We start from the raw sequence: 22,057 nt of genomic DNA, 5'->3' as shown, positions 1-22,057 counted from the left end.
TTCGGCGTGCGCACGACGACGCGATCGCCGAGCAACGTGCGCAGCCGGCCCAGCGCGCGGCTTGCCGCCGGCTGCGTCAGGCCGAGCCGCATACCGGCGCGCGTGACACTGTGCTCCTTGAGCAACGCGTCGAGCAGCTTGAGCAGGTTGAGATCGACGGCGCGCAAATCCACTTCGTGCATGCTGGGCATGATTGGTATGCATTTGAGTTATGTGATGCCAGCGTACATCATCGAAGCCATCGCTCCAACGGGTGGGGCGGCTGTCGGGAGAACACATGTTCGTTGTTACGGGTGTCACCGGGCGCACGGGAGCCGTCGCGGCCCAGGCCCTGATCGATGCGGGTGTCGCGGTGCGCGTCGTCGTGCGCGATCGCGCGAAGGCGGCGCGCTGGGCTGAACAGGGCGCAGAAGTGGCGGTTGCCGATCTGGCCGATTCCGCCGCCTTGACGCGTGCATTCGCGGGCGCGCACGGTGCGTATCTGGTCAAGCCGCCGAACTATGCGCTGGAGAACGTGTTCGAACATGCGGGCGTGACGGCGCGCGCCGTCGTCGAAGCGGTGCGTGCGGCGGGCTTGCCGAAACTCGTGCTGCTGTCGTCGGTCGGCGCGGATCGGCCGAGCGGCACCGGCGTGATCGCGACCAACCGCACGGCCGAGCAACGACTGGCTGAATTGGGCATTCCGGTCGTGTTCCTGCGCGCGGCGTACTTCATGGAGAACTGGGCGCGCGTCATCGATCCGGTGCGCACGCAAGGCATCCTGCCGAGCCTGCTCGTGCCGGTCGAGCGCGCGATTCCGATGGTCGCGACCGAGGATATCGGTCGCATCGCGGCGGACCTCCTGCGTGACGACTGGGCGGGCATCCGGAAGATCGGCCTGGAAGGGCCGGTTGCATACTCGCCCGCCGACATCGCGGCGATCTTTGCGCGCGTGCTGAATCGACCGGTGAGGCCAATGGCACTCGAGCCTTCGGAGTGGGCCGGGGTACTCGCGATGAATCCGTTTTCGAGCGTGGCGATCAACGGGTTCATCGAACTGAATCGCGGGCTGAACAGTGGCCACATCGACTTCGGAAGCGACGACACGGTCGAGCTTCTACAAGGGCGCGTGCCGTTCGAACAGGTCGCCGAGGAGATCCTGCGGGCGTGATGCCGAACGTCTGCAGGCGGTGCACCGCCGTGCCCTCGCTGCGTTCGTGAGCGGTGCCGCGGCACTGTCCGGATACGGGCGCATCGCATACGCCGAACGGCTGCAACGGACCGAACTGTGTCACGCGTGATCCGGCTCCATCGTGGAGCCGGTCATTTACGTGTTGTCCGCGACCTCTCCAGTCAGCGCACCGGCGCGGCAGAGGCCAGCAGGCTGCGCAGGAACACCATGATCATGTGCCCGATCGGCACTTCGGACAGGATCGACTGCTGCAGCGACAGGCCCTGCGAGAGCCCCATGAACGAAATGGCCAGGACGACCGGCGGTTCGGGCGGCACCTTCTTCAGCCGCGCGAAAATCTGTTCGATGCAATAGGCGAGGCCATCGCGGTGGGCGTCCAGCAACGCCTGCGACGCGACGGCAAAAGCGGGGTTGCGCCGCCCCTGAAGCTTGAACTCGACGCCCAGCACCGACCACTCGGGTTCGGCATCGACGGTCCTCGACCAGGCCTCCAGCGCATTCAGTATGTCCTCCCCGGACGCGGACGAATCGCTCAGCACCCGGGCGATGTCGGCCACTTGGGTCTGTGAACGCTCCCGCATCAGTTCGACGAACAGCGCCTCCTTGCTCGCGAAGTTCGAATAGAACGCCCCCTGCGTATAGCCGGCTTCGGCCGCGATATCCCTGAGCGACGTGCCGCCGAACCCGCGGTCGACGAACAGCCGCTTCGCCGCGGCAAGCAAATGGGCGCGGGTCTGCAATTGGCTTTCTTCGCGGGTCAGCCGCGGGGGAAGGGGGGCCATGTTCATGGCAGGCAGGATATCAGTTGATATTTAAGATAGATACCATTACGATCCCATTTCAAATATCACTCGATATTTGAAATGCAGGGCGCGATTGTGTCGCCGAACGTTCGCAACGGGGATCCCCGGGCGGACGATCGGGCCGGCGCGGGGGCGCGCACTGTGTGCCGGTGCGTGGCGGCGTGTCGTTGCCCTCGTGTCGCGTGCTTCGACGCGCCGATGCGAGCTGCTAGCCGATCCAGTGAATGCCATCGTCACCGGGCGTCGTGAAACAGTCAGTTAGGCATGCGAATCATGGCGGTTCGCATGCGGATGCGGATGCGGGGCAGGATGCAGAAGATGAGCGCGAGCAAGACCTATGCACAGCTCGTAGTCGAGCTGGCCGAACTGGACGAGGAAATCGAGCGCGCACGCGCGCGCGAACGCGTCGATGCGATCGCGGCGGTTCACTCGCTGATGGATACCTACGCGATCAAGCATCGCGACCTGGTCGGCCGCAACGGCAGCCGGGGTTCGTACATCGTGAAAGTGCTGCCGGCGCGCTATCGCGATCCGGCGAGCGGGAAGGAGTGGAGCGGGCGCGGCAATGCGCCGCTCTGGATCAGGGGCAAGGATCGTCGACAGTTCGTCGTCGTCAAGCCGCCGTCTGCCAGCAAGAAAACCCGGACCCGCTGACCGCGAGTGCCGGGCTACGGCGACAGCGGCTTCGCCGGTCCCTGGCCGGGCGGCGTGAGCACGACGAGCAGCGTCGCGCCTTCGGGCGACGGCGCCACGTACGCATGCGGCCGGTGCGACGAGAAGAGTGCGCTCTCACCGGCGCGCAACCGTGTCGGCTCGCCGTGCTCGAAGTGCAGCTCGAGTTCGCCCGACAGCACGTAGCAGAACTCGTCGCCCTCGTGGCCGGCGAGCCCGCCGGCTTCGTCCACCGTGCGCGCGTCGACCTGCATGCGCAGCGTGATCATCCCGGCCGAACTGTCGCGATGCAGCAGCGCGTATTCGTACGGAATGTTCGCGATGCGTGTCGTGACGATGTCTTCCGCGTGGCACACGCTCAGCGAGTTGCGATGGCGCGGCTGGTTGGTCAGCACGTCGCGCCAGTCGAAGCCCATGCCTTCGATGATCCGGTGCAGCACGCCGAAGGTCGGCGACATCTTGTTCGTCTCGATGCGCGAGAACGTCGCCGCGGGCACGCCCGTGAGCTGGCTGGCCTCGTTCAGCGTGAGGTCGCGCGACTGGCGCAGCGCGCGCAGCCGCTGTCCGATCTGGTCGGCGGGCACCTGAAGATGCTCGCGGCGCCGCGGCTTGAGCGGCAGCGCCGAAAGAATCGACGTGACGCGGGTTTTCTTGCTCATGATCGTCCGCCGGGGAGAATGTTTTTACCGATACGTAATGAAAATATACCGCATCGGTGCGATGCCGGGCGACGGATTGCATGACGCTTGTCGTCGACGGATATCGAGGCGTACACTTCCCGGGCGTCGACACGACGAAAACGGGGCATCCACGGAGCCTCTTTTTTCGGCCCCTGAATTTACGGATACGTAAATTCAGGGATGGTGTGCGACGCATCTCGTCCCGGCCGTCAGCACGCGGTGCCCCATGGACGAACGATGAGTGCAAGGGATGCAGCGCGCTTCCACGGCCAGAAATTTACGTATCGGTAATTTCGGAGGGCATGACCATGAGTCTGCAAGACGATCGGATGAACGGCGCGTATCGCGCGGAAGGCTGGGTGCAATGGCCCGGCGAGCCGGAGTTGAGTTTCCAGTTCGCGCGCACGCTCGGCGGCGCGCAGGAAGGCGCGAGCCTGATCAGCGAGTGCTTTCGCGCGGCGTCGCGGATGACGCCCGGCGATACCGAGAGCTGGTACCGCGAATGGCAGGTGCTCGCGAAAGCCAGCGAGCAGCGTGCGCTCGACGCGCATGCGCGCGGCTTCCTGCGCACCGCGAGCAGCAACTGGCTGCGCGCGGCCAACTACTACCGGTCGTCCGAGTTCTACCTTGCGCATGACGACGCGCGCCGGCGCGACAGTTTCGACAGCGTCGAACGCTGCTCGCATCGTTATCTCGAAGGATTGACGCCGGCCGGCGAGGTCGTGCGCATCCCGTACGAGGGCGGCGCGCACCTCGACGCGTATTTCATCCCCTGTGCGGGCGGCGACGTGCGGTCGCCGGCGGTGATCGCGTTCGGCGGGCTCGACGAGTACAAGGACGAGCTGCTCCACGAAATGCCCAAGCACGCGCTCACGCGCGGCATGTCGCTGCTGCTGGTCGACCTGCCGGGGCAGGGCGGGACGCTGCGCCGTCAGGGGATCGTCAACCGCCCGGATACCGAAGTGCCGGTCGGCGCGTGCGTCGACTACCTGCTCACGCGCGGCGACGTCGATCCCGGCCGGATCGCGCTGTATGGCGCAAGCGTCGGCGGCGTCTACGCGGCGCGCGCGGCGTCGTTCGAAAAGCGCATCGTCGCGGTGGTCTCGGATTCGGTGATGTTCGACATGGCGTCGCTGTTCGCGAGCTGGCTCGATACGCCGGAACGGCTCATCTGGCGCCACCTGAAATGGGTGTTCGGCTGCGCGACGCCGCAGGAAGTCGTCGACAAGGCGCGGGATTTCCGCCTCCAGGGCGTGATCGACCGGATTCCGGTGCCGTACCTGGTGCTGCAGGGCACGGAAGACTGGCTCGGGCTGAAGACGGCAACCGATACCTACGACTACGCGAAGGCGCATGGCGTCGACGCGACGCTCAGGCTGTTCGATCCGGACGAAACGGGCGCCGCGCACTGCCAGGTCGACAATCCGACGCTCGGCCAGGAATTCATCTGCGACTGGCTGGCGGCGCGGCTGGGCATCGACCAGCGCGCGGTGAGGCAGCGCAGGCCGGCATTGGCATAAGCGGCGCGACGGCGCGCATCGATTTCCGGGAGACATCGTTCGCCGTCTTGGCGCAGGTGACGTCTCCCGTGCGGCGCGCGCTTATCCGCGACCGACGAACGGCATGGCCGTCGCCATGATCGTCATGTTCAGGATGTTCGTGTCCAGCGGCAGGTTCGCCATCTGGACGATCGCGTTCGCGACATGCGTGACGTCCATGCGCGCCTCGGGCGCGAGGCTGCCGTCGGCTTGCGGGACGCCTTGCGTCATCCGGTCCGTGAGCGACGTCGCTGCGTTGCCGATGTCGATCTGGCTGCACGCGATGTTGTACCGGCGGCCGTCGAGCGCCAGCGACTTGGTGATCCCGGTCACCGCATGCTTGGTGGCCGTGTACGCGATCGTATCGGGGCGCGGCGCGTGTGCCGAGATCGAGCCGTTGTTGATGATCCGGCCACCTTGCGGCGTTTGCGCCTTCATCAGGCGCCATGCGGCTCGCGCACACAGGAAGACGCCGGTCAGGTTCGTCGCGACGACGCTGTTCCACACGTCGAAGTCATATTCGTCGAGTGAAACCGGCGGCGCGTTGCGGCCGGCATTGTTGAACAGCACGTCGAGCCGGCCGAACTGCTGCGCGATCTGGGCGAACGCGTGGTCGACCGACGCTTCGTCGGTGACGTCCGCAGGAAACACGTGCGCGTCGCCGCCGGCGGTGCGGATCGCGTCCTGCGTGTCGCGCAACGATTCCTCGGTGCGTCCGAGCAATGCGACGGTGAATCCCGCCTGGGCGAGCGCGACGGCCGCCGCGCGACCGATGCCGGAGCCGGCGCCCGTGACGGCTGCGAATTTCTTCGAGACAGACATGGCTTGATTTCCTGCTGGTTGAAAGAGGGGCGAGGTGGCCGATGACCGCGATCATCGCCACATTCGGCAATGTAGTCGAAATGCGCGGCGCACATGGTCGAGCGACATCGTAAAGCCGGCGCGATGGCCACGGCTATTTCTTCCGGCCGGGGACGGCCTTCCGCGCCCGCGTGCCCGTCTCCGCAAACAGATCGACCACCACGTCGCGCAGCCACTTGTTCCCCTCGTCCTGGTTGACCCGCGTATGCCAGAGCATGTGAATCGGCGCGCCCGGCACCGTGACGGGCAACGCGCGCCAGCCGAGCGAGAACGGTGCGGCGAGCTGCTGCGCGAGATGCTCGGGCACCGTCGCGATCAGGTCGGTGCGCTGCAGGATGTAGCCGACGCTCATGAAATGCGGCACCGTGAGCCGCACCTGGCGTGCCACGCGGCGGCGCTTCAGCCATTCGTCCACCTGCCCGTGACCGGTGCCGGCCGACACCACGACCAGATGCTCGGCATCGCGCCACGCGTCGACCGTAAGCGGCGCGTCCTCGAGCGGATGCCCGCGCCGGAACAGGCACACGTAGCGCTGATCGAACAGCCGGCGCTGATAGAAGCCGCCCTTGAGCTGCGGCAGCAGGCCGATCGCGAGATCGACGCGGCCGTCGGCCATTTCGTCGCCGAGGTTGACGCTCGTGTCGCGCACGGTATTGAGCGCGATGCCCGGCGCCGCTTGCGACAGGTGTTCGAGCAGCGCGGGCAGGAACACGACTTCGCCGATGTCGGTCATGCCGATCGTCAGCGTGCGCGTGGCACGCAGCGGATCGAAGCCGGTCTCGGGGTTGAGCGCGGCGTGCAGCGTCGCGAGCGCGTGCGACACGGGTTCCGCGAGGCGCAGCGCGAACGGCGTCGGCACCACGCCACCCGGCCCGCGCACGAACAGCGGATCGCCGAGCCGGCGGCGCAGCTTCGCGAGCGCATTGCTCACGCCCGGCTGGCTCATGTTCATCTGCTCTGCGACGCTCGACACGCGCCGTTCCTGCATCAGCCGCTGGAAAAGCAGCAGCAGGTTGAGGTCGATATCGCTTAGTTCCATGGGTTGGGCCTCGCCGGGTTCATTGCATCCAGTGATGAAGCAGATTCCGGTCATTTTATTGCGGGATGAAAGTCCGCTCCCGAGAATACCGATACGGCCCATGCAATCGACATGACCGCTGCGCACGCCGCAGACCCCACATCGGAATATCGGAGACACCTTCATCATGCAGACGAACCTGAAGATTGCGATCGTCGGCGCCGGGATCGGCGGCCTGACGCTCGCGCTCGCGTTGCGCGAGCACGGCATCGACGCGCAACTCTACGAACAGACGGAGGTGTTGCGTGAAGTCGGCGCGGCCGTCGCGCTGTCGGCCAATGCGACGCGCTTCTACGAGCGCATGGGATTGCGGGCGGCCTTCGATGCGGTGTGCGCGGATATCCCCGGGCTCGTCTATCGCGACGGCCGCAGCGGTGCGGTGATCGGCCATCATCGCGGCGACCCCGACTATCGCCGGCAATTCGGCGGCGCGTACTGGGGCGTGCATCGCGCGGATCTGCAGGCCTTGCTGTCGAACGCGGTCGGCCTCGACTGCATCCATCTCGGCCATCGGCTGACCGATCTCGCGCAGCACGCCGACCGCGTCACGCTGACGTTCGGCAACGGTGTGCGCGTCGATGCCGATCTCGTGATCGGCGCGGACGGCGCGCGCTCGATCACACGGCGCTGGATGCTCGGCTACGACGACGTGCTGTATTCGGGGTGTTCAGGGTTTCGCGGCGTGGTGCCGGCCGCTCGGCTGAGCCTGTTGCCCGATCCCGAAACGCTGCAGTACTGGATCGGGCCGCACGGGCACCTGTTGCACTATCCGATCGGCGACAACGGCGACCAGAATTTCCTGCTGGTCGAGCGTCATCCGTCACCGTGGCCGTCGCGCGACTGGGTGATGCCGTCGGAAGAAGGCGAGCAACTGCGCGTGTTCAGGGACTGGCATCCGGCGGTGGTGCAGATGATCACCGCCGTGCCGATCAGCCAGCGCTGGGGGCTGTTCCACCGGCCGCCGCTCGGCCGCTGGAGCCGCGGGCGCGTGACGCTGATCGGCGACGCCGCGCATGCGCTGGTGCCGCACCACGGGCAGGGCGCGAACCAGTCGATCGAGGATGCGGTCGTGCTGGCCGCGCAACTGGCGCAGGCCGGGCCGGGCAACTGGCGCGAAGCGCAGGAAGCGTACGAGCGACTGCGTCGCGGCCGCACGCGCAAGGTGCAGTACGCGTCGATCTCCGTGGCCGACGTGCTGCACCTGCCCGACGGGCCGGCCGCGCAGGCGCGCAATGCGCGTCTGGCCGAGCGCGACAGCGTGCTGCATCACCTGGACTGGATTCACGATTTCGACGCGCTGGCCGGGGAGCCGGGCGAGCGGCAGGGCGGCACGTGGCTTTGAGCCCGCCGTCTTGAGCTCGCCATCCGGGCGCGGCAGGCATGCCGGGACGGCGGGCGCAGGGCATGAGACTGATCGAGAGATGACGGCTCGCCGGTCACCGGTCTGCCTGACGAACAAAGCTGGCGGGGCAGCGCCCGCCCGCCGTCACTTCACGCATTCGAGCGCGTACTTCAACCCCTGCCCGAGCAGCCCGCGCCATACGTCCCACGTATGCCCGCCGTCGACGATGCGCAGCTCGGCCGGGTTTTGCGCGCGGCGCAGGTGGGTATACAGCACGCTCGATTCGGCCTGGATGGTCAGGTCGTCGTCGCCGGCCGCGATGAACATCGGGATTCGCCAGCTGCGCGCGAAATAGCCGCGCATCAGCGCCGGGTAGTTGAGCTCGTGCCACACGCGCGGATCGAACTGCCGGTCGCCGAACACGCCGACATAGCGCGCGGCGGAATTGAGCGGCGGCTCGTTCGCGTAGATCGCGGGGCTCAGCAGCATCGCGCCGCAGAACAGCCCGGGTTCGAGCAGCGAGAAGCGCAGCGCGCCGAAGCCGCCCATCGACACGCCGCCGATCGCACGGCCCGCGCGCTGGTTCGACACCGCGAAGTGCGCTTCGACTTCGGGCAGCAGGTCGTTGAGGAACGCGCTCTGCATCTTCTCCTTGCGGTCGACGTACCAGTCGGTGCCGCCCTGCGGCATCACGATCACGACCGGCGGAATCTCGTGGCGCTCGATCAGCGTATCGGCGGTGGCCTGCAGCCGGCCCTGCGTGACCCAGTCATTCGCGTTGCCGGCGTTGCCGTGCAGCAGGTACATCACCGGGTAGCGCGCGCCTTCCGGGTTGTAGCCGGGCGGCAGGTACACCGTGTACGACCAGTCGCGCTTCAGCGATGCCGACCGGAACGTGCGCAGCACGACGCTGCTGCCCGGATTGAGCGCGGGCTCCTGCGCGGCCGACGGTGTCGTCGCGGTCTGGACGGCGGGCGGCGGCGGCGCGGGCGGTGCCGCCGGTGCGGGCGGCGTGGCGCGGGCCGTGGCGATGGAGCCGGCGATCAGGGCGAGGGCGAACGGAAGGGCGAGTCGGCGCATGTCGAATCGTTTCAGGAGGAGCGCCGGCTATCGTAGCAGCGGCGCATGACGGCGCGGCGCGTCATCGCCGCGAACGGAACGTCAGCCGCGCGACGAGCGGCCCGTAGAGTTTGGCGACGAGATACAGCAGGCCCATCGCGACGACGTCGGCGGTCAGGCCGAGCTTCACGTCGAGATAGCCTTCGGTCGCCTGGTAGAGCACCGAATCGACCGCGAGCGAGATGGCGGTGCCCGCGACGAAGCACAGCAGCCCCTGCCGGCCGATCGTGCCGATCCACGGCATCGCGTGCGCAACCTTCTTCATCCAGCCGAGGTGGACGAGCTTGGCCGCGAGCCACGCGATCGCGAGGAAGTTCGCGAGCCGCAGCGCGCCGAGGTTCTGCTTGATCGACGGATCGGTCGGGAACGGCTCGATGCGCAGCCGGTAGTACGCGCCGGCCGCGACGATCGCGAGCGCCGCGGCCGTCAGCAGCCAGCCCTGCGGCTTCGGCGCGAGCGTCTGGTAGACGGGCTGGCAGCGCGCGATCACGCCGAGCACGAACAGGAACTGCCACGCGAACGGATTGAAGTCCCACGGCGCGCCTTCGACGGTCGGCAAAAAGCGCGCGACGTGCGGCGCCGCGACCCACAGCGACCCGCTGAACGCGAGCAGCAGCCACGGCTGCGTGCGCGCGAGCGGCAGCGTGAGCGGGACGAGCAGCGCGAAGAACGCATACATCGGCAGCACCGACGCGAGATACGGCTGGCGGCGGAACAGCAGGATGTCGCGCAGCGCGGCGAGCGGCTTGTGGAGCAGGCCGTCGAGATCGTTGGTCGGCATGTTCGGGCCGTCGATCGCGAACGCGTTCAGCGCGGCCGTGATCAGCAGCATCAGGCCGGCCGTCACGAGGAACGCGCGGTAGATCTCGAACGCGCGCCGGATGAAGCGCTGGCGCGCGGCGGCCTCGTCGTGCCGCTCGGCGAGCGAGTTGTACGCGATGGCGGTGGCGAAGCCGCCGAGGAACACGAAGACCTCGGCCGCGTCGCACAGCGCGTACGCGTGCAGCGTCACGCGCGACAGGATGCTGCCGCCGATGTGGTCGACGACGATGACGAGCAGCACGAGGCCGCGGAAGAAATCGAGCTCGGCGTAGCGGCCGGCCCGGGCCGGTGCGGTCATCGGACCGCCTCCCGGCGTGGGCGGCGGGCGCGGCCGGCACGCGCCGCGCATGAATCGGGGTGAAGCATGACTTCGTGAAGAAATGACGAACGGATGCGCATTGTGCCACCGATGCGGTACACACCGGGTTTACGCGGATGGTCGTCCGTCCTGCCGCTGCCGATAAGCCGGGTCAGGCAGTCTGCGCAACGGGGCAGTTGGACGAGCGCAACGGTTTGCGCAGGGTTCACTTACCCCGATGGACGGACGGTTTGCGACGTGACACCATTTTGACCTCACGCGGCCGCACACCGCGTCGTCCGCCCTGCGGGCCACACATACAACAGACCAAACATTCGCCGGGCGCTCGACCATGCCCGGCCCCCGGCTCCGGAGATCCGTCATGAAGAAGCACGTCATTTTTACCGCCGCGCTGGCTGCTTTCGCCGCGCCGGTCTTCGCCCAGAACAGCGTGACGCTGTACGGTGTGATCGACGAAGGCTTCAATTACACGAACAACGTGAACGTCAACGGGGTCGGAAAATCGAATTACCAGCTCGCGAGCGGCTATGCGCAGGGCAGTCGCTGGGGCCTGAAGGGCAGCGAGGATCTCGGCGGCGGGCTGAAGGCGATCTTCACGCTGGAAAACGGTTTTGACGTGAACAACGGCCGGCTCGGCCAGGGCGGCCGCATGTTCGGCCGCCAGGCGTTCGTCGGGCTGAGCGCGCCGCGCTTCGGCACGCTGACCTTCGGCCGTCAATACGACTCGGTCGTCGACTATCTCGCGCCGCTCACCGCCAACGGCAACTGGGGCGGCACGCTGTTCTCGCACCCGTTCGACAACGACAACACGGACAACTCGTTCCGCGTCAACAACACGGTCAAGTATGCGAGCGCCGACTGGAACGGCCTGACGTTCGGCGGCACGTACAGCTTCAGCAACAGCACCGGCTTCTCGAACAACCGTCAGTACAGCCTCGGCGCGCAGTACTCGCTGGCCGGGCTGCAGGTTGCGGCTGCGTACCTGCAGGCGAACAACCCGGGTGTCGGCAGCGCGGGCGCGATCTCGGCGGATGACGCGAACTTCGTCGCCGACCGCCTGCGGATCTTCGGCGGCGGCATCAACTACACGTTCGGCCCGGCCACGGTCGGCTTCGTCTACACGAAGACGGACGTGAAGAACCCGGTGTCGACCGTTTACCTGCCGGCTTCGACGTTCGCCGGCCTCGGGCTGACCGCGACGAAGTTCCAGAACTTCGAAATCAACGGCAAGTACCAGCTCACGCCCGATTTCTATCTCGGCGCGCAGTACGTGTACACGGACGGCAAATACGATGCCGCGGCCGGCTCGTTCAAGCCGAAATACCACACGGTTGGCCTGATGGCCGACTACAGCCTGTCGAAGCGCACCGACGTGTACCTGCAGGGCGCATGGCAGAAGGTGGCAGGCGACAAGACCGGCACGGCGGCCGACGGCGGCTACGTGGTCGGCACGGACGGCCCGTCGGCGTCGTCGAACCAGTTCGCGGTGCGCGCCGCGATTCGCCACAAGTTCTAACGTGCTGAGCGGGCGGTGCCGGGGCCAGTGCGCCGGCGCCTGCCGTCAATCCGCGCGGGGCGTGGCGCCGAGCGTTTCCGCGAGCCAGTCGACGAAGATACGCACGCGCGGCGCGAGATGCCGGCCGGTCGGAAATACCACCGACACGGGCAGCGGCTCGGCATTCCACTCCGGCAGCACCTCGACCAGCGAGCCGTCGGCGAGCAGCGGCCCGAGCCCTTCGCGCGGTGCCTGGATCAGCCCGAGGCCCGCAAGACAGCACGCGAGATACGCCTGCGAGCTGTTGACCGACACGACGCTGCGCATCTTGACCGCGTGCAGTTGGCCCGAATCCATATCCGCATATTCCCAGTCCAGCTCGCGACCCGTGCGGCTCGAGAAATAGCCGACCGCGACGTGGTCCGGCAGCTCGTCCGGCGAGCGGGGCGTGCCGTGCCGTTCGAGATACGCGGGCGCCGCGCAGTTGATCTGCGCCAGTTCGCCGATGCGCCGCGCGACGAGCGATGTGTCGGACATCGCGCCGACCCGCACCGCGCAGTCGATGCCGTCGGCGACGAGGTCGACGAAGCGGTCGGTCGTGCCGATCACGACGCGCAGGTCGGGGTAGCGCGCGTGGAAACCCGGTAGCGCCGGAATCACCTGGTTCAGCGCGAAGCGTTCGGGCAGGTCGACGCGGATCGCGCCGCGCGGCGTCGTGCCGGCATCCTCGAACAGCGTTTCTGCATCGTCCAGATCGGCCAGCAACCGCATGCACCGCTCGTAATAGGTCGCGCCTTCGGCCGTCAGCGCGACGCGCCGCGTCGTGCGCTGCAGCAGGCGGACCTTCAGGTGCTTTTCCAGATACTGGACGGCGTTGCTGACCGTCGGGCGCGGCAGTTGCAGTTGCTCGGCCGCTTTCGTGAAGCTGCCGAGATGGGCGACGCGCGCGAAGATGCGCATTGCTTGCAGATGATCCATGCGGGGCGGGTGCGTGGGTGGGGGGAGCAGGCTCCATTGTTAATCAGCGTCGAATGGTTTGGTTGAGTGTTTCGCGTTTATCGCGTGTCGCGATGCGTCCAGAATCCGGCCTGTTCATTCATCACTCAAGGAAACGGACATGGAAACGCGTGAACTGGGCCGGACGGGCCCGCGGGTGTCGGCCATCGCGCTCGGCTGCATGGGGATGTCGGACTTCTACGGGCCGGCCGACCGCGACGAAAGCATCGCGACGCTGCACGCGGCACTCGACCACGGCATCACGATGCTCGACACCGGCGATTTCTACGGGATGGGCGACAACGAGATGCTGATCCGCGATGCGCTGCGCGGCCGGGCGCGCGACCAGGTGCTGATCAGCGTGAAATTCGGCGCGCTGCGCGATCCGTCCGGCGGGTTTGCCGGCTACGACGCGCGACCGGTGGCGATCCGCAACTTCGTCGCGTACTCGCTGAAACGGCTCGGCACCGACTACATCGACATCTACCGGCCGGCGCGCGTCGATCCGGCGGTGCCGATCGAGGAGACGATCGGTGCGATCGCCGATCTCGTGAAGGCCGGGTACGTGCGCCACATCGGCCTGTCGGAGGCCGGCGTCGACACGATCCGCCGCGCGGCGGCCGTCGCGCCGATTTCCGACCTGCAGATCGAGTATTCGCTGCTGTCGCGCGGCATCGAGGCCGGGATCCTGCCTGCGTGCCGCGAACTCGGGATTGGCGTGACGGCCTACGGCGTGCTGTCGCGCGGGCTGCTGGGCGGACGCTGGAGCACGGCGCGGGAAGGCGAGCGCGATTTTCGCGGGGCGAGCCCGCGCTTCCAGGGCGAGAACCTCGCGCACAACCTCGCGCTCGTCGACGCGCTGCGTGCCATCGCCGACGAGAAGGGCAGCAATCCGGCGCAGGTCGCGATCGCGTGGGCGTTGTCGCGCGGCGGCGATATCGTGCCGCTGATCGGCGCGCGCAAGCGCACGCAGCTTCAGGATGCGTTGCAGGCGGCAGAGATGCAACTAACGGTCAATGACATCGCTCGCATCGAAGCGGCGGTTCCCGCCGGGGCGGCTGCCGGTGAGCGTTATCCGGCCGCACAGATGGCGCACCTCGATAGCGAGCAGGGACAGGGGGCATCTCACGGGGACTGATCGCGTTGGATCGGTTTTTTGTGTCGGAGCAGGCCCTGTATTCGGCTCGAATCCGGGGCCGGGGGCGGGGTTCGGTAACCCGGATGGCGGTGCGTGGCCGGCGCCATCCGGGTTGACACCGGCAGCGCGTGTTTCGCCGGCTCGGGCGCGACGGCACATCGGTACATCTGGACATCGGTCCATCGGTACATCGGTACATCGGCCCACCCCGCAAACCCCGCCCCCCCCGCACCCCCGCCCCCGCCCGCACACCCCGCCCACCCGCCACACCCGGCACACCGGGCACACCGGGCACCCCCACCCCCCGACACCCCGACACCCCGACACCCCGACACCCCGACGCCCCGACACCCCGACCCCCCGACACCCCGACACCCCGACACCCCGACACAATCACGCCGCCGCCCCGTCCGGCAAGCCCTAGCCAGCCTCAGGCAAAACCAGATGGCGGGCGGCGCGATCGAGGTTCACCATCGGCGCCGTACTTAACCGGACGGAACGCCTTTCATGCACATTCATACGCTGACGATCATCGCGGTGGTTTTCCTGCTCGCGGGCGCGGTCAAGGGGATGATCGGGCTCGGGCTGCCGACCATCGCGATGGGGCTGCTGACGCTCGCGATGCCGCCGTCGGCCGCCGCGAGCCTGTTGCTCGTGCCGTCGTTCATCACCAACGTGTGGCAGTTGTGGCTCGGTCCGTCGTTCGGGCCGTTGCTGCGCCGGCTGTGGCCGCTGCTCGCCGGCCTGACGATCGGCACGCTGACGGGCGGGCTGCCCGCGCTCGCGGCTGGCAGCACCTGGACGCATGCGGCGCTCGGCGTGGTGCTGATCCTCTACGGGCTGTGGGGGCTGGCCGCCGCACGTCTGCCCGCACCGGGTCGCCATGAAAAATGGCTGTCGGCCGTGGTCGGCTACCTGACGGGTGTCGTGACGGCCGCGACCGGCGTGTTCGTCGTGCCGGCCGTGCCGTATCTGCAGGCGCTGCGGCTGTCGAAGGATGACCTGATCCAGGCGCTCGGGCTGTCGTTCACCGCATCGACGATCGTGCTCGGCCTGCAGTTGCGCGTGACGGGCGCGCTGGAGACGGTCGATCTCGGCGTGTCGGCGCTCGCGCTCGTGCCGGCGCTGGCGGGCATGGCCGGCGGCCAATATGCGCGGCGCGTGATGAGCGAGAAGGCCTTCAAGCGCTGCTTCTTCGTCGGGCTGATCGCGCTCGGCGCGTATATGGCGGTTTCGGGTTGGCTGTAAGCGGGCCTCGCCGACGAGCGCGATGCCCGCTGTCCGTGATGCTCCCGACGCCGGTTTCGACCACAACCGGCTTCGGGAGCATTCACCGGGCGCGGGTCACACCGCTCAGGCCGGGTCGGCGTACTTCAGCGTCCACCCGAACGTGCGGGTCGCGCCCGTGCCGAGTGCAAACGGCTTCGTCGTACACGCGAAGTTCGAATGCAGCTGGCCGATCGGCGTCGTCGACAGCGGATTCGTCGTGCCGTTCGCCGTGTCGAAAGCCGACAGCGCGCAGGTGTCGAACCCGGACGCCGCGTAGCCGGTCGCGGCACTGTTTGCGTACGTGACCGACACGCCGTCGCCGTTCGCCTGCGTCGACGCGAAATCCGCGAACGACGTGAAGTCCGTCTCGACCGACAGGCTGCCGGTGAGCGAGCCCGTGCTCAGCGTGTCGCTGCGTGCGACCGAGCCGTGCGCGAACGTCAGCACCGTATGCACCTGCAGGTCGAGATCGGTCGTGTAGGCCGCGTTCTTCGACGCGAGCCGGAACTTCGCGGTATCGAACGACACGATCACCTGGCCGTTGCTTTGCTGGACGTTCAGGTTCTTGTAGTACGTGACGGGAATGTAGGTCTTCCCGTTGTACGACACCTGCGGCACCAGCAGCGCGTAGCCGAGATCGGTCGTGCCGTAGATCAGCTTGTCGGAGAACGGCACCGGGTAGTACGGCGTGTACGAGTTGTAGTCGGGCGCCTGGCTGAGGTTCAGGTTGATCACGCGCCGGCCGTCGCGCACGGTGACGAGCGCCGCACTGTACGGATGCGCGGTGTCGCCCGGCTGGTTGTACCAGGTGAGCGTGTAGTGCGGCAGCGCATCGAGCCACGCGTTGTAGTCCGCGTCTGCCATCGGCGCCTTGCCGCCGAAGCCGAGCTTGTTCCACCACGCGTTCACGTACAGGTACTGGTGCAGCAGGCTGAAGTTCTCGCCCATCACGCGCGGCTTGCCGCGATACGCGTCCGTGCCGCGGCCCTTGACCCACATGTTCACCGACGGCGTCGGCAGCGACGGGTCGTACCAGTAGGTGTCGAACCGCTGCGCGGCCTGGTAGATGAATGCATACGCGACCTGCTTCTCCTGGTCGGTCAGCACGCCGGCATTGGCCGCGGCGGTCAGCACTTCCATGAACGCCGAATCGCCGTACGGGCCGATCGAGCGGCCGTAGTTGAAGCCCTGGCCGTTCGCGTTCAACTGCGGCAGGATCAGGTCGACCGACTTGCGCAGATAGCCCTTCAGCTCGGGCGTGAGGTTCGCCTCGTTGCCCATCTCGAACGTGCGCTCGGTCACTTCGCCGATCAGCAGCGTGCTGTAGCGGTCGAAGCGCGCCTGGTCGTAGTAGGTCGTGTGCGTGTTCGACGCTTCGTCCGAGAAACCGCCCGACGAGTCGTTGCGGATATGGTTCGTGAGCGTGTACAGCAGCGCGTCGCGCGCGCCCATCGTCGCGACCGATGCATCGGTCTTCGAGGCAAACGACGGGCTGCTCCAGCCGAGCTTCTGGCGCAGCCCCGCAATTCCGTAGGACACCGCATAGTAGTTCTGCGCGGTGTTGAGCGATGCGATGTCGATCGGCGTGCCGGCCGCGGGGCACGTATTGGTCTTGCCGCTCGCATCGGGGCCGAACATGTCGCAGAAGGTGAGCCGCTGCTGCAGAGTCGCGAGCATCGCGTCGCTGAAGACTTCGTTGAGCATCCCGTGCGCCTTCAGGTTGTTCAGCGCGACGAGGTAGTAGTACTCGCCCCACGACGTATTCGCATACGTGTAGTTGCTGCCCGACTGCGCCATCATCGCGGTCGTGATCGTCTGGTACGTCGCGAGGTAGCTCGCGTATTGCGGATCGTTCTTCGACTTCATGTCGATCAGGATGTACGACAGGCCGAGCGCGAGCTTGCCCGGCAGGAATTTGTCGCCGGTGTTCGTGTCGAGCACGTGGACCGGCGTGCCGTCGCCGAGGTCCATCACGACCTGCGTGAAGTCGGGCGATTTCCGGATCAGGTCGAACAGCGCGCGCATCTGGCCCATCATCGTGACCGGGATGTTCGCGCCGGCCGGCACGCTGGTGTCGGGCGCGCCGTAGACGAGCGCCTGCAGCGAGTTCGACGCGAGCGACGGTGTCGTGGACGGGGGCGGCGAGGTCGACGGCGGCGTGTCGGTCACGTCGTTGCCGCCGCATGCGCTGACGAACAGGACGGAAAGGGCGCTGAGCGCGGCGCCGAGCGCGAATCTGCTGCGCGGATGCATTATGTCTCCAGTTTTGAATAGTGATGAAGGACGGGCGGGTGTGGCCGTTGCCGCGCTCGATGCCCGTACCTGGCCGCCGTCCTGCAACCCTGATCCCTGAAGACGGACGGCCTGAATCACAACTCGAGCGGGCAAACGTTCTCCCTGCACGGGCCATGACCGGCGTCGTGCGGATGCATTGGAAAACGTTTTCCAAATTTAGGCAGCGATCGGCGTGATGTCAATGAACTTTCACGCCGGACGGGGCGGGAGAAACCCGGATAGTGGGAAGAAGGGAGGGGTGCGAGAGATCCGAATATCTCGCGAATCAGCGGAATTTCTTACGAGAAGTATGAGGTGCAGCGCGAAATGTCGATGCAGAAGTGACTGGTCGAAGGACTTTCCGGCGACGCAGGTTCACCAAAATTCAAGAGAAAACGTTATCCATAAGATTCGAAGTGATGTTGACGATCATCGGTGCGCCGGCGCATCGGCCAGCGGGGTCGCGACGGCGTGCCAGTTCCCTATGCGCGCCGCTGCGAACGGCGATGCCCTAGAGGACTTGTCCATGACGGTCGTCCCGGTCGGTTGCGCGCGGCAGCTTCAGCGCGTCGAGTATCCGGCATTCGACGGCCGGCCAGTCGCGGTCGCCGTTTTCGATCGACAGCTTGTCGAGCGGCAGTTGATCGAACAGTGCATTGGTCAGTCGACGGTAGTCGCGGTACAGCGCGATCAGCCCGTCGAGACCGGTGAACCCGCGCCGCACGCAGTACGGCGCGGCCAGTTTCCAGCGAGTCTGATAGGCGACCCAATCGTCGCCGCGCTCGGCGCAGACAGTGCGGATGGCTGCGTCGATGTCGCGCTGCCAGAAGTAGATGACGAGCGGCACGAGCGGAGCAATCGTGCGGGCGAGTTCGCGCACGTACGTTTCGATCAGTGCCGGGTCGCCTTCCATCAGGAGCAGGTGGGTCAGGTCACCGTGAAAGAGTTGCCCGTCCAGCACGGTGATCGTGTTGCCGCGCCGCACGTCGGCGACAAACGTTGCCCATCGCTCGAGTGCGCGCCCGGCAAGTTGCGCGGCCGTCGCGTCGCGCCACGGCTCGAACCAGTGTTCGAGTTCGTCGGTGGCCCGCACGGGATGAGGTGCCGTCCGTTCGTGAATCGCCACGGCGTCGTGCCCGGCTGCCGTCAGGTGCTTTGCAATGAAGCGCATCGCGGTCGACTTGCCGGAACCCATCACGCCCTCGACGATCACCAGCCGGCGGGCAGGAAGGGAGGACGAATCGTGGGTGGCGGGCATCGTATCGGAGCGGGTGGATGCATCGTACGGCAGGTTACCGCGCCGCCGCGTCCCCCGACAAGAACGCAACGAACTCCCGCGTGTACTTCGGCAGCGCATCGAACGACCGCGCGCACAGCTTCAGCCTGCGGTGGCTCCACGCGTCGGATAGCTCGACGAGCCGCACGTCCATCGTCTGCATCGCGCGCTCGGCCGCATGGCGCGACACGATGCCGATGCCCACCCCGCTCGCGATCACGCGGCAGATCGCATCGAAGCTCTTCAGTTGCACGCGATAGCGGATCCGCTTGCCGAGCGCGCGCGCCTGATCGGCGAGATGCACCTGCAGCGCGCTGCCGTCGGTCAGGCCGATGAAGTCGGCATCGGCGATCGAGTCGAACGCGACCGTGCCGTGCGACGCGAGCGGATGCCCTGCCGGCACGACGACGATCAGCCAGTCCTCGCGGAACGGCTTCTGTTCGAGCCCGCCGAGCCCGACCGAATCGGCGACGATGCCGACCTCGGCCGTCTTGTTGCGGATCGCATGCACGATCTCCTGGCTCGAACGCTCCTCGACGCTGATCGACAGCTTCGGATGAAGCGGCAGGTAGTCGGCCAGCGCGTCGGGCAGGTATTCGCTCAGCGACGCCGTGTTGCACAGCAGCCGGATATGCCCGCGCAGCCCCTGGCCGTATTGCTGCAGCTCGCCGCGCATGTGGTCGATCTGCTGCAGCACGGTGCGCGCGTGGTGTTCGAGCGCGCGGCCCGCATCGGTTGCCTGCGCGCCCGACTTGGTTCGGTGCAGCAGCGGCACGCCGAGCTCGTCCTCCATGCCGCGGATGCGCTCGCTCGCAGCCTGCAGCGTGATGTGGGTCCGCTCGGCGCCGCTCGTGATCGTGCCGGCCTCGCAGATGTTCAGGAAGAGCCGCAGGTCGGTCAGGTCGAAGCGCATGATGAGGGGGCGATCGTATTGGATTGGCCGATAAGTTAGCAGGGAACGGCCGCCGAGGTCTCAGGCGCAGCTTGAGGCCCGATTCGCCGGTTCCGCATTTTCGGGGCGCGATCGATGGCGGATCATGGCCGCACATCAACCGGGGAGCCAGTCATGCAGATCGATTCGTCGTGGGGCGTGTCGTTCAAGATCGCGTTGCACGTGCTGTTCCTGTGCATCGGCATCGCGTGGGCCTGTTCCGAACTCGCCGCGTGGTTGCGTTGAACGTTGCGGCGGGCGCCGCTTCGCACCTATTGAAACAAATTCGTCATAGCGTCTTGAGACGAAAATTCTTCCGCCTTCCTGCAAAAAGACCATCAAGTTTTTCTGAATCGGACCGTATTACCGGTAGCGAATGCCGGCCGGCATCCGGTTCGTGATCGTTTGTCATCATTGTTTGCATCCGGTTACACGTCGGCCGTTCCGTTTTTGAGATGCTTGAAAGATTGTCAAACCGGAGTCGGATCGTCCATGAAAACGCGCGAGATTCACCGCAACGCGGCGTGGCTGCCAGGCTTGGCAGCCGTGCTCGTCATGGCCGGTTGTGCAAGCACGCAGTCCGTCCCGCCGAGCGACACGCAGGCGGGACCGTCATCGTCGCCGAGTCAGCCCGCTGCTGCGCCGTCGGCCGCCACACCGCCGCCGGCGCCGATTCTCGTCGCGCAGAAGTACGTCGTGAAGCGCGGCGACACGCTGACGGGCATCGCGTCCGCGAACGGCTGCAGCATTGCCGACCTGCGCACCTGGAACAAGCTGGGTGCGAACGGCAGGCTGCGCATGGGGCAGGTGCTGCGCATCGTCAAGCAGCAGCCGTTGCCGCCACCGGGCACGGCCGGCACGCAGGTGGCCGCATCGTCGGCGTCGAGCGATGGCGCAGGGAGCAACGCGGCAACCGCGCAGACCACCGCATCGAACGCGAGCGACCGACAGGTCGTCAAGGAAACGAAGCGGCATGCGGGCGGTGTCGCGCTCAAGTGGCCCGCGAGCGGCAAGATCGTCGACGGGTTCCGGCCGGGGCAGAACCGCGGCATCCAGATCGCAGGCCGGCCGGGCGACCCGGTCCGCGCCGCGGCCGACGGCCGCGTGATGTACGCGGGCACCGGCCTGAACGATTACGGCAGCCTGATCATCGTCCAGCACAACGCGGATTTCCTGACTGCCTATGCGCACAACCGCAAGCTGCTCGTGAAGACGGGCGACATCGTGCGCCAGGGCGACGAGATCGCCGAGATGGGCGACCTCGACAACTCGCGTGTCGCGCTGCTGTTCGAAGTGCGGCGCGACGGCAAGCCGGTCAATCCGATGCCGTATCTGCCTTCGTCGCAAGGGTGAAGCAGGGCCGTTTCGCTGGAACGTGGCGGCGGTCGCTGCTACGCTAGGGTCTGTTCATGCGAGTCCCGCGCTTCGCGGGGCCGACGGTCGTCTTTCGGGGATGCGCGGCGTATGCCGTCGCGAGCCGGCCGCCGGCGTGAACGGGTGCGCTTCTTCAAGGCGCGCCCGCGTTGCTTCGTGCCACCGATTCCGACAGAACACACCACATTCATGGAACACTCTCCGACACGCCGCTCGCTGTTGCTTGCCGCCGTTGCCGCGCCGTTCGTCGCCGCGTGCACGTCCGCGCCGGTCGCCGACCAGGGGCGCGCCCATACTGCCCAGGCTGAATTGACTGCGCTCGAGAAGGCCTCGAATGGCCGGCTCGGCGTTGCCGCGCTCGATACGTCGAACGGCGTGCGCATCGCACACCATGCACGCGAGCGCTTCCCGCTGTGCGGTACGTATGCGGTCGTCGCGGCTGCCGCGATGCTCGCGCGCGGCTCGCTCGACGCGTCGCTGCTGCCGCGTCGCATCCTGTACCGCCGCTATGAAATCGTGTCGGGCTCGCCGATCACGGAAAGCCACGTCGACACGGGCATGACGATCGAGCAGCTGTGCGTCGCGATGCTGCAGTCCGGCGACAAGGGCGCCGGCAACCTGCTGATGGGCGTGCTCGGCGGCCCGCAGGCCGTCACGTCGTTCGCGCGAGCGAGCGGCGCCACGTCGTTCCGCCTCGATCACTGGGAACCCGAACTGAACAACGCGGCGCCCGGCGACGAACGCGATACGTCGACACCGGTCGAGATGGTCGACACGCTGCAGCGGCTGCTGCTCGGCAACACGCTGCAGGAGCCGCAGCGCGCGCAACTGACGGAATGGATGGTCGGCGGCGCGCGCGGCGCGACCGGCATCGCGGCGGGCGTACCGCCCGGCTGGCA

At 67.1% G+C, this 22,057-nt stretch carries 20 protein-coding genes; 9 read left to right on the top strand and 11 right to left on the bottom strand.

Annotated elements, in window-relative coordinates:
* Positions 1 to 173 (bottom strand): LysR family transcriptional regulator (locus G3O00_RS25560; protein WP_346779001.1); only part of this gene is annotated, 173 nt, incomplete at its 3' end.
* Between the two features lie 104 nt (positions 174 to 277).
* Here G3O00_RS25560 and G3O00_RS25555 point away from each other — a divergent pair.
* Positions 278 to 1,150 (top strand): NmrA family NAD(P)-binding protein, encoded by an 873-nt coding sequence (locus tag G3O00_RS25555; protein WP_206144682.1) that lies wholly within the window; start codon positions 278 to 280, stop codon positions 1,148 to 1,150.
* Between the two features lie 182 nt (positions 1,151 to 1,332).
* Here the strand turns inward: G3O00_RS25555 and G3O00_RS25550 are convergent, their stop codons facing one another.
* Entirely contained in the window at positions 1,333 to 1,959 is a 627-nt protein-coding gene (locus tag G3O00_RS25550; RefSeq protein WP_206144681.1) for a TetR/AcrR family transcriptional regulator, read from the bottom strand.
* A gap of 333 nt (positions 1,960 to 2,292) precedes the next feature.
* Here G3O00_RS25550 and G3O00_RS25545 point away from each other — a divergent pair, with 333 nt between their 5' ends.
* On the top strand, positions 2,293 to 2,628 hold the full coding sequence (locus tag G3O00_RS25545; protein ID WP_241025327.1) for an H-NS histone family protein: 336 nt from the start codon (positions 2,293 to 2,295) through the stop codon (positions 2,626 to 2,628).
* Between the two features lie 14 nt (positions 2,629 to 2,642).
* Here the strand turns inward: G3O00_RS25545 and G3O00_RS25540 are convergent, their stop codons facing one another.
* Positions 2,643 to 3,305 carry an XRE family transcriptional regulator gene (locus tag G3O00_RS25540; RefSeq protein WP_206144679.1) on the bottom strand — a complete coding sequence of 221 codons (663 nt, stop codon included), beginning with the start codon at positions 3,303 to 3,305 and terminating at the stop codon, positions 2,643 to 2,645.
* Positions 3,306 to 3,634: 329 nt separating this feature from the next.
* Between G3O00_RS25540 and G3O00_RS25535 the strand changes: the two genes are divergently transcribed.
* Positions 3,635 to 4,846, top strand: coding sequence for an alpha/beta hydrolase (locus G3O00_RS25535; RefSeq protein ID WP_206144678.1), 1,212 nt, complete (start codon positions 3,635 to 3,637; stop codon positions 4,844 to 4,846).
* A gap of 81 nt (positions 4,847 to 4,927) precedes the next feature.
* On the opposite strand, the gene G3O00_RS25530 is transcribed toward G3O00_RS25535, so the two are convergent.
* Positions 4,928 to 5,686 carry an SDR family oxidoreductase gene (locus G3O00_RS25530; RefSeq protein ID WP_011354834.1) on the bottom strand — a complete coding sequence of 253 codons (759 nt, stop codon included), beginning with the start codon at positions 5,684 to 5,686 and terminating at the stop codon, positions 4,928 to 4,930.
* Between the two features lie 133 nt (positions 5,687 to 5,819).
* Positions 5,820 to 6,764 carry a LysR family transcriptional regulator gene (locus tag G3O00_RS25525; protein WP_174929614.1) on the bottom strand — a complete coding sequence of 315 codons (945 nt, stop codon included), beginning with the start codon at positions 6,762 to 6,764 and terminating at the stop codon, positions 5,820 to 5,822.
* Positions 6,765 to 6,930: 166 nt separating this feature from the next.
* Between G3O00_RS25525 and G3O00_RS25520 the strand changes: the two genes are divergently transcribed.
* Positions 6,931 to 8,145 carry an FAD-dependent monooxygenase gene (locus G3O00_RS25520; RefSeq protein ID WP_206144677.1) on the top strand — a complete coding sequence of 405 codons (1,215 nt, stop codon included), beginning with the start codon at positions 6,931 to 6,933 and terminating at the stop codon, positions 8,143 to 8,145.
* A 144-nt stretch (positions 8,146 to 8,289) separates the two neighbouring features.
* Here G3O00_RS25520 and G3O00_RS25515 read toward each other — a convergent pair whose 3' ends face one another.
* A complete protein-coding gene (locus tag G3O00_RS25515) occupies positions 8,290 to 9,225 on the bottom strand; it encodes an alpha/beta hydrolase-fold protein (protein ID WP_011354837.1) in 936 nt (311 codons plus the stop codon).
* Positions 9,226 to 9,286: 61 nt separating this feature from the next.
* Positions 9,287 to 10,384, bottom strand: a complete 1,098-nt coding sequence (locus G3O00_RS25510; protein WP_206144676.1) for an OpgC domain-containing protein — start codon at positions 10,382 to 10,384, stop codon at positions 9,287 to 9,289.
* A 382-nt stretch (positions 10,385 to 10,766) separates the two neighbouring features.
* Between G3O00_RS25510 and G3O00_RS25505 the strand changes: the two genes are divergently transcribed.
* A complete protein-coding gene (locus G3O00_RS25505; RefSeq protein ID WP_011354839.1) occupies positions 10,767 to 11,921 on the top strand; it encodes a porin in 1,155 nt (384 codons plus the stop codon).
* 45 nt (positions 11,922 to 11,966) lie between these two features.
* Here the strand turns inward: G3O00_RS25505 and G3O00_RS25500 are convergent, their stop codons facing one another.
* Positions 11,967 to 12,878: a LysR family transcriptional regulator gene (locus G3O00_RS25500; RefSeq protein WP_011354840.1), complete on the bottom strand. Its 912-nt coding sequence runs from the start codon at positions 12,876 to 12,878 to the stop codon at positions 11,967 to 11,969.
* A 139-nt stretch (positions 12,879 to 13,017) separates the two neighbouring features.
* On the opposite strand from G3O00_RS25500, the gene G3O00_RS25495 reads away from it, so the two are divergent.
* Both G3O00_RS25495 and G3O00_RS25490 read left to right on the top strand, forming a co-directional pair.
* Entirely contained in the window at positions 13,018 to 14,034 is a 1,017-nt protein-coding gene (locus G3O00_RS25495) for an aldo/keto reductase (protein ID WP_174937537.1), read from the top strand.
* Between the two features lie 507 nt (positions 14,035 to 14,541).
* Positions 14,542 to 15,282: a sulfite exporter TauE/SafE family protein gene (locus G3O00_RS25490; RefSeq protein ID WP_174929610.1), complete on the top strand. Its 741-nt coding sequence runs from the start codon at positions 14,542 to 14,544 to the stop codon at positions 15,280 to 15,282.
* Between the two features lie 105 nt (positions 15,283 to 15,387).
* Here G3O00_RS25490 and G3O00_RS25485 read toward each other — a convergent pair whose 3' ends face one another.
* The 3 genes from G3O00_RS25485 to G3O00_RS25475 all read right to left on the bottom strand — a co-directional run bounded on the left by G3O00_RS25485 (position 15,388) and on the right by G3O00_RS25475 (position 19,766).
* Positions 15,388 to 17,556 (bottom strand): hypothetical protein, encoded by a 2,169-nt coding sequence (locus G3O00_RS25485; RefSeq protein WP_206144675.1) that lies wholly within the window; start codon positions 17,554 to 17,556, stop codon positions 15,388 to 15,390.
* A gap of 532 nt (positions 17,557 to 18,088) precedes the next feature.
* Entirely contained in the window at positions 18,089 to 18,835 is a 747-nt protein-coding gene (locus tag G3O00_RS25480; protein ID WP_241025326.1) for a hypothetical protein, read from the bottom strand.
* A gap of 34 nt (positions 18,836 to 18,869) precedes the next feature.
* Positions 18,870 to 19,766 carry a LysR substrate-binding domain-containing protein gene (locus G3O00_RS25475; RefSeq protein WP_206144673.1) on the bottom strand — a complete coding sequence of 299 codons (897 nt, stop codon included), beginning with the start codon at positions 19,764 to 19,766 and terminating at the stop codon, positions 18,870 to 18,872.
* Positions 19,767 to 20,276: 510 nt separating this feature from the next.
* Between G3O00_RS25475 and G3O00_RS25470 the strand changes: the two genes are divergently transcribed.
* A complete protein-coding gene (locus G3O00_RS25470) occupies positions 20,277 to 21,137 on the top strand; it encodes a peptidoglycan DD-metalloendopeptidase family protein (RefSeq protein WP_206144672.1) in 861 nt (286 codons plus the stop codon).
* A gap of 210 nt (positions 21,138 to 21,347) precedes the next feature.
* The coding region (gene bla / locus G3O00_RS25465) for a class A beta-lactamase (protein WP_206144671.1) at positions 21,348 to 22,057 on the top strand (710 nt) is incomplete at its 3' end.

It is taken from the genome of Burkholderia sp. Ac-20384 (assembly GCF_017104605.1).
In the GTDB taxonomy this organism is placed as follows: Bacteria; Pseudomonadota; Gammaproteobacteria; order Burkholderiales; family Burkholderiaceae; genus Burkholderia; species Burkholderia lata.
Note: the sequence above shows the minus strand (reverse complement) of the source record. Positions and strands in the feature narration are given on the sequence as shown.

Bases quoted from the DNA above. Each gene is read 5' to 3' on its own strand.
- G3O00_RS25555 (WP_206144682.1), top strand. From the start codon at position 278: ATGTTCGTTGTTACGGGTGTCACCGGGCGCACGGGAGCCGTCGCGGCC.
- G3O00_RS25550 (WP_206144681.1), bottom strand. From the start codon at position 1,959: ATGAACATGGCCCCCCTTCCCCCGCGGCTGACCCGCGAAGAAAGCCAA.
- G3O00_RS25545 (WP_241025327.1), top strand. From the start codon at position 2,293: ATGAGCGCGAGCAAGACCTATGCACAGCTCGTAGTCGAGCTGGCCGAA.
- G3O00_RS25540 (WP_206144679.1), bottom strand. From the start codon at position 3,305: ATGAGCAAGAAAACCCGCGTCACGTCGATTCTTTCGGCGCTGCCGCTC.
- G3O00_RS25535 (WP_206144678.1), top strand. From the start codon at position 3,635: ATGAGTCTGCAAGACGATCGGATGAACGGCGCGTATCGCGCGGAAGGC.
- G3O00_RS25530 (WP_011354834.1), bottom strand. From the start codon at position 5,686: ATGTCTGTCTCGAAGAAATTCGCAGCCGTCACGGGCGCCGGCTCCGGC.
- G3O00_RS25525 (WP_174929614.1), bottom strand. From the start codon at position 6,764: ATGGAACTAAGCGATATCGACCTCAACCTGCTGCTGCTTTTCCAGCGG.
- G3O00_RS25520 (WP_206144677.1), top strand. From the start codon at position 6,931: ATGCAGACGAACCTGAAGATTGCGATCGTCGGCGCCGGGATCGGCGGC.
- G3O00_RS25515 (WP_011354837.1), bottom strand. From the start codon at position 9,225: ATGCGCCGACTCGCCCTTCCGTTCGCCCTCGCCCTGATCGCCGGCTCC.
- G3O00_RS25510 (WP_206144676.1), bottom strand. From the start codon at position 10,384: ATGACCGCACCGGCCCGGGCCGGCCGCTACGCCGAGCTCGATTTCTTC.
- G3O00_RS25505 (WP_011354839.1), top strand. From the start codon at position 10,767: ATGAAGAAGCACGTCATTTTTACCGCCGCGCTGGCTGCTTTCGCCGCG.
- G3O00_RS25500 (WP_011354840.1), bottom strand. From the start codon at position 12,878: ATGGATCATCTGCAAGCAATGCGCATCTTCGCGCGCGTCGCCCATCTC.
- G3O00_RS25495 (WP_174937537.1), top strand. From the start codon at position 13,018: ATGGAAACGCGTGAACTGGGCCGGACGGGCCCGCGGGTGTCGGCCATC.
- G3O00_RS25490 (WP_174929610.1), top strand. From the start codon at position 14,542: ATGCACATTCATACGCTGACGATCATCGCGGTGGTTTTCCTGCTCGCG.
- G3O00_RS25485 (WP_206144675.1), bottom strand. From the start codon at position 17,556: ATGCATCCGCGCAGCAGATTCGCGCTCGGCGCCGCGCTCAGCGCCCTT.
- G3O00_RS25480 (WP_241025326.1), bottom strand. From the start codon at position 18,835: ATGCCCGCCACCCACGATTCGTCCTCCCTTCCTGCCCGCCGGCTGGTG.
- G3O00_RS25475 (WP_206144673.1), bottom strand. From the start codon at position 19,766: ATGCGCTTCGACCTGACCGACCTGCGGCTCTTCCTGAACATCTGCGAG.
- G3O00_RS25470 (WP_206144672.1), top strand. From the start codon at position 20,277: ATGAAAACGCGCGAGATTCACCGCAACGCGGCGTGGCTGCCAGGCTTG.